The sequence below is a fragment of the Blautia sp. CGZ-1-C1 genome (genome assembly GCF_056504575.1).
The window spans coordinates 1-4,635 of the sequence record NZ_JBWLUT010000006.1 but is presented as its reverse complement, the minus strand read 5'-3'; the positions used below and the strand labels follow the sequence as shown (position 1 = coordinate 4,635).

Here is a 4,635-nt window from a genome sequence, read left to right as displayed (position 1 = left end):
TGATGAAAACAAATTTTTCAACGGTATAGATGTGGAAAATATCGAGGATATGTGCTATATATCAACCTACACCAATTCTCAAATATGTACTGCCTGAATGCGATAACTAGGCTTGATCTTGATAAAAAATACTATCTGTCAAAAGAACTGAATAAAAAAATCAAAAAAATTCAAGGTAGTATTTCCATACAACATTTTTTAACCATACAAAAACGGCAGAACCCCAATAAAATCAAGGGATTCTGGCCCATTTTATTTTTCATCAACTGTCGAAAACGGGATTTTGTTATGGATTATAGCACTGTTATTATTATTTATGCCATATCTGTTCTACTTCATATTTCCGGGTACGTTCTCACGTTTGCATCTGCGGAGTAAAACGGGTGTGTGTTATTACATCGGGAATTTTCTTTCTTGCCAGGTCAGTTCTGCTTTTTCCTTACAGTTCTCAGAAAATAGCAGATTGACCACGCAATACTCATTCCTGCTGCAATTCCAAAAGCGAAAAGAAAGGTATCCCGTCCATATTCCAATGCCTGAACTGTATTTCCCTCCACAATGCTGTTCATACAATAATAAAGAGTGCTTCCGGGAATCAGAGGGATTACGGAAGTAACAAAAAAAGATGTCGATGTTTCTTTACAGATTCTCGCAAGAATTTCTGCATACACATCTGTAACAAAGCCAGCCATCAGCGTCGGAAGAAAAACATTTCCCCAGAATTCTTTTCCCAGAAGGAACACCAGCCAGCTAAGGAAGCCGCCAACTGCTGCCAGAGGCAGATATTTCTTTTTCATGTGAAAAAGAATTCCAAATCCTACAGAGCCAATGGCTCCGGTAATTAATTGTATAATGATTGCTACAGTCAAAGTCCAAACCTCCCAAATAAAATAACTGCCCCCATAAATCCAAGTGCCAGTGCCGCAGCAAGAAGTAAAGCAGCGATCAGGCGGATAATTCCGGAAAGTGTATCGCCAATAAGTACATCCCGGATTGCATTTGTTGACATCAGCCCCGGTATCAAAAGCATAATGTCGCCAATCATAATCTTATCCATGTGAAGGAATGGACACAGCAAGGTTAATCCACAGATTGCACAGCCTGTAAGAAAAGACGCCACAAACTGAAAAGTCACTTCATTCATGCATACCGGACGAAGATATTGCTGTAGTCCCCAGATCAGAACAGCCCCAATTCCTGCTGCAACAGCATCCGGAATACTTCCACCATAAAAAAAGGCAAAACTGCATGCGGCCAGAAGGCTTCCAAGAAGTTTCCATAGCGGTTTTGTTTTATTTTTATTGATTTTATCAAATTCCTTCCGAAGCTCTGCCGCCGGAACAGGATGATTACAGAAACGACGGCTCAGATCATTCAACTGCTCCAGTTTTGTAAAATCATTTCCACCACTTTCCCCTGATCCGTCGGGTCTGTGTCCGCGCTCCTTCTCCCGGAAATTCCATGGTAATAACGATACTGGATGTGATCACAAAAACATTCATCTGTGCGGCACCACAGGCATAACCCATTCGGTTCAGCGTATCCTCCACCCGAAAAATCTCTGCACCGCTATTTAACAGTGCGTCACCCATATCAAGAAAAATGTGTAAAAAATCTTTGGACGTCTGCATAGGAATACTCCTTTAATTTTATGGAATTGCTATAAGTATAAAGCTTAACTGCCGCTAATACAACTTCTATTTTTCTAGTGCTTTCATAAAATATTAGTCCTGAACTTTATATTTTTTATATTTCGCAGGTGTGGTCCCTGTGTATTTTCTGAAAATTTTTATAAAATAGCTCTGTGTGGAAAAGCAAAGATATTCACTGATCTGTGCTGCTGTATAATCTGAATAGGTCAGCATATTACAGGCAGCTTCTATCCGTTCCTTCTGAATATAATCTACAATAGACATTCCTGTCTCTTTTTTAAATAATCTGGAAAGATAACTGGCACTGATCCCTGCTGCCTCTGCAGTTTCTTCCAGTGTGATAGAAGCATGCAGATGAAGATGAATATATTTTACTGCCGCTTCAATTTCTCTGCTGTAATGTCTCATTCCGGACTTTTGCACTTCCTCGGGCAAATCTCAGGGCTGCTTTTTGTAATAACTTTTCTATGGAAGATTTACTGGTGCACTCTTCTACTGTCTGAATATAACCGTCGCTTAATGCATAAGCAGTTTCTTCAGGTACACCACCTTCAATGGCAGCTCTGGTAAACAGCGTAATTCCTGCGATAAACATATTTTTACTGTTTCGCAGTTCATTTCTGGACAGGATTCCAGGGGTTCCATCCGGTGTGATCTGAAAAACGGACTGTATTCTGTCTGTCTGTCCATTCCTGATAGCATCATACTGCCGACGCTCACTGGCATACGATTCATGTTTCTGTAAATTCTCACGTCTCTCAAATAGAGTATTCCTGCTTCTGTTCTCTGCAATCTGTTGTTCTTTTTCGTTATATTCCTTATTTTTCTCCTGCATCTTTATTCCTCTCGCGTATACAGCAATATTTTATTATTTATAGCAATATTTTACTATATTTTATCATTTACAGGTGATATAGTCCAGATAAAGGCAACACAAACAATCGGTTTAATAAACTTATGGAGGAATTTATTATGAATCGTGATTTAAAGAAAATCATCAGCCAGATGACTCTGGAAGAAAAAGCAGGCATGTGCTCAGGGCTTGATTTCTGGCATCTGAAAAGCGTGGAAAGACTTGGAATCCCGGAGGTAATGGTAAGTGACGGTCCTCACGGGCTTCGTAAGCAGGATGACAAGGGAGATCATCTTGGAATGAACGACAGTATCAAAGCAGTCTGCTTCCCTCCTGCTGCTTTAAGTGCCTGCTCTTTTGACCGTAGCTTAATGGAAGCCATGGGCGAAACTATTGGAAGAGAAGCACAGGCAAATGACGTATCTGTTGTCTTAGGACCTGCTGTCAATATTAAACGTTCTCCGCTCTGCGGAAGAAACTTCGAATACTATTCAGAAGATCCATACCTTGCAGGTGAAATTGCTGCTGCATTTATCAATGGTGTACAATCCCAGCATGTGGGAACTTCCATCAAGCATTTTGCAGCTAACAATCAGGAATATCACCGCATGAGTAATTCTTCCGAAGCAGATGAAAGAACACTCCGCGAAATTTATTTCCCAGCATTTGAAACTGCTGTAAAAAAGGCTCAGCCATATACATTTATGTGCTCCTACAATCAGATTAACAGTACTTTTGCTTCCGAGAACAAATGGCTTCTTACCGATGTTCTCCGCAATGACTGGGGATTTGAAGGTTATGTAATGTCTGACTGGGGTGCTGTCAATGACCGTGTGAAGGGTCTGGAAGCCGGCCTGGAACTGGAGATGCCAGGTTCCAACGGAACAAACGATGCTCTGATCATGGAAGCTGTAAATAATGGAACTCTGAAAGAAGAAGTTCTGGATCAGGCTGTAGAACGTATCCTGAATATTATTTACAAATATGCCGACCACCGTGCACCGCAGGAATTTACCATGGAAAAAGACCATGAAGAGGCACGCCGTATTGCAGAAGAATCTATGGTCCTTCTGAAAAACGCAGACCAGATCCTGCCTCTGAAAGCATCTGAAAAAGTAGCTTTTGTAGGTGGTTTTGCCAAAAAACCGCGTTTCCAGGGCGGCGGAAGTTCTCATATTAACTGCTTTAAAATTGCCAATGCACTGGAATCTGTTCCTGCTGATGCACAGGTTACTTACGCAGAAGGATTTCCTGCTGATAAAGATTTATATGATGAAAAGCTGGCTGCTGAAGCAGTTCAGGCTGCAAAAGCTGCTGATAAGGTTGTGATCTTCGCCGGACTTCCGGACAGTTTTGAGTCTGAAGGATATGACCGTTCTCATATGAGACTGCCTGAATGCCAGAACCGTCTTATTGCTGAAATTCTGGAAGTTCAGCCAAATACTGTGGTCGTTCTTCACAATGGCTCTCCTGTGGAAATGCCATGGATCAACGATGTGAAAGGTATTCTGGAAGCTTACCTTGGCGGTCAGGCAGGTGGTGCCGCTGTTGCAAATATCCTCTATGGTGTTGTAAATCCAAGCGGTAAACTTGCCGAAACAATTCCGGTGAAACTAGCTGACAATCCATCTTATCTGAACTTTGGCGGCGGTGATAAAGTAGAATACCGTGAAGGTGTATTTGTAGGATATCGTTATTATGATACCAAGCAGATGAAAGTTGCTTATCCATTCGGATACGGACTCTCCTATACTACTTTTGCATACAGCAATCTGCAGATTTCAAACACAACTCCGACAGAAAAAGATACCATCTCTATTTCTGTAGATGTGACAAATACCGGCAGCGTTGCAGGAAAAGAAGTTGTCCAGCTCTATGTCAAAGATATGACTTCCTCTGCAATCCGTCCCGAAAAAGAACTGAAAGGCTTTGAGAAAGTTCAGCTTACTCCTGGTGAAACCAAAACAGTTACCATGGAACTGGATAAGCGCAGCTTTGCATGGTACAATACTGAATTACATGACTGGTATGCAGCAAGCGGCAAATATGAGATCCTGGTCGGTGCATCTTCCAGAGATATCCGTCTCTCTGAAACCATCGAACTCTCCAGCAGCCAGGTCATTCCGATGC

At 41.7% G+C, this 4,635-nt stretch carries 6 protein-coding genes; 1 reads left to right on the top strand and 5 read right to left on the bottom strand.

All coding sequences use genetic code 11. The features are described from left to right. Nucleotides 1-422 precede the first annotated feature (422 nt). The 5 genes from AC058W_RS00390 to AC058W_RS00370 form a co-directional block, all read right to left on the bottom strand. Nucleotides 423-869 carry a threonine/serine exporter family protein gene (locus tag AC058W_RS00390; protein WP_178760793.1) on the bottom strand — a complete coding sequence of 149 codons (447 nt, stop codon included), beginning with the start codon at nucleotides 867-869 and terminating at the stop codon, nucleotides 423-425. Next, nucleotides 866-1,378 carry a threonine/serine exporter family protein gene (locus AC058W_RS00385; RefSeq protein ID WP_479389527.1) on the bottom strand — a complete coding sequence of 171 codons (513 nt, stop codon included), beginning with the start codon at nucleotides 1,376-1,378 and terminating at the stop codon, nucleotides 866-868. The genes AC058W_RS00390 and AC058W_RS00385 overlap by 4 nt, the downstream gene beginning before the upstream one ends. Before the next feature lie 19 nt (nucleotides 1,379-1,397). Beyond that, a complete protein-coding gene (locus AC058W_RS00380) occupies nucleotides 1,398-1,631 on the bottom strand; it encodes a threonine/serine exporter family protein (protein WP_479389526.1) in 234 nt (77 codons plus the stop codon). 93 nt (nucleotides 1,632-1,724) lie between these two features. Beyond that, complete coding sequence (locus tag AC058W_RS00375) at nucleotides 1,725-2,060, bottom strand: helix-turn-helix domain-containing protein (RefSeq protein WP_479389525.1); 336 nt, start codon at nucleotides 2,058-2,060, stop codon at nucleotides 1,725-1,727. Next, nucleotides 2,035-2,487 carry a hypothetical protein gene (locus AC058W_RS00370; RefSeq protein WP_479389524.1) on the bottom strand — a complete coding sequence of 151 codons (453 nt, stop codon included), beginning with the start codon at nucleotides 2,485-2,487 and terminating at the stop codon, nucleotides 2,035-2,037. The genes AC058W_RS00375 and AC058W_RS00370 overlap by 26 nt, the downstream gene beginning before the upstream one ends. 137 nt (nucleotides 2,488-2,624) lie before the next feature. Between AC058W_RS00370 and AC058W_RS00365 the strand changes: the two genes are divergently transcribed. Then, the coding region (locus AC058W_RS00365) for a glycoside hydrolase family 3 C-terminal domain-containing protein (protein ID WP_479389523.1) at nucleotides 2,625-4,635 on the top strand (2,011 nt) is incomplete at its 3' end.

What these genes read in the sequence shown, in the direction of transcription:
- AC058W_RS00380 (WP_479389526.1), bottom strand. Translation starts at nt 1,631, where the DNA reads ATGCAGACGTCCAAAGATTTTTTACACATTTTTCTTGATATGGGTGAC.
- AC058W_RS00375 (WP_479389525.1), bottom strand. Translation starts at nt 2,060, where the DNA reads ATGAGACATTACAGCAGAGAAATTGAAGCGGCAGTAAAATATATTCAT.
- AC058W_RS00370 (WP_479389524.1), bottom strand. Translation starts at nt 2,487, where the DNA reads ATGCAGGAGAAAAATAAGGAATATAACGAAAAAGAACAACAGATTGCA.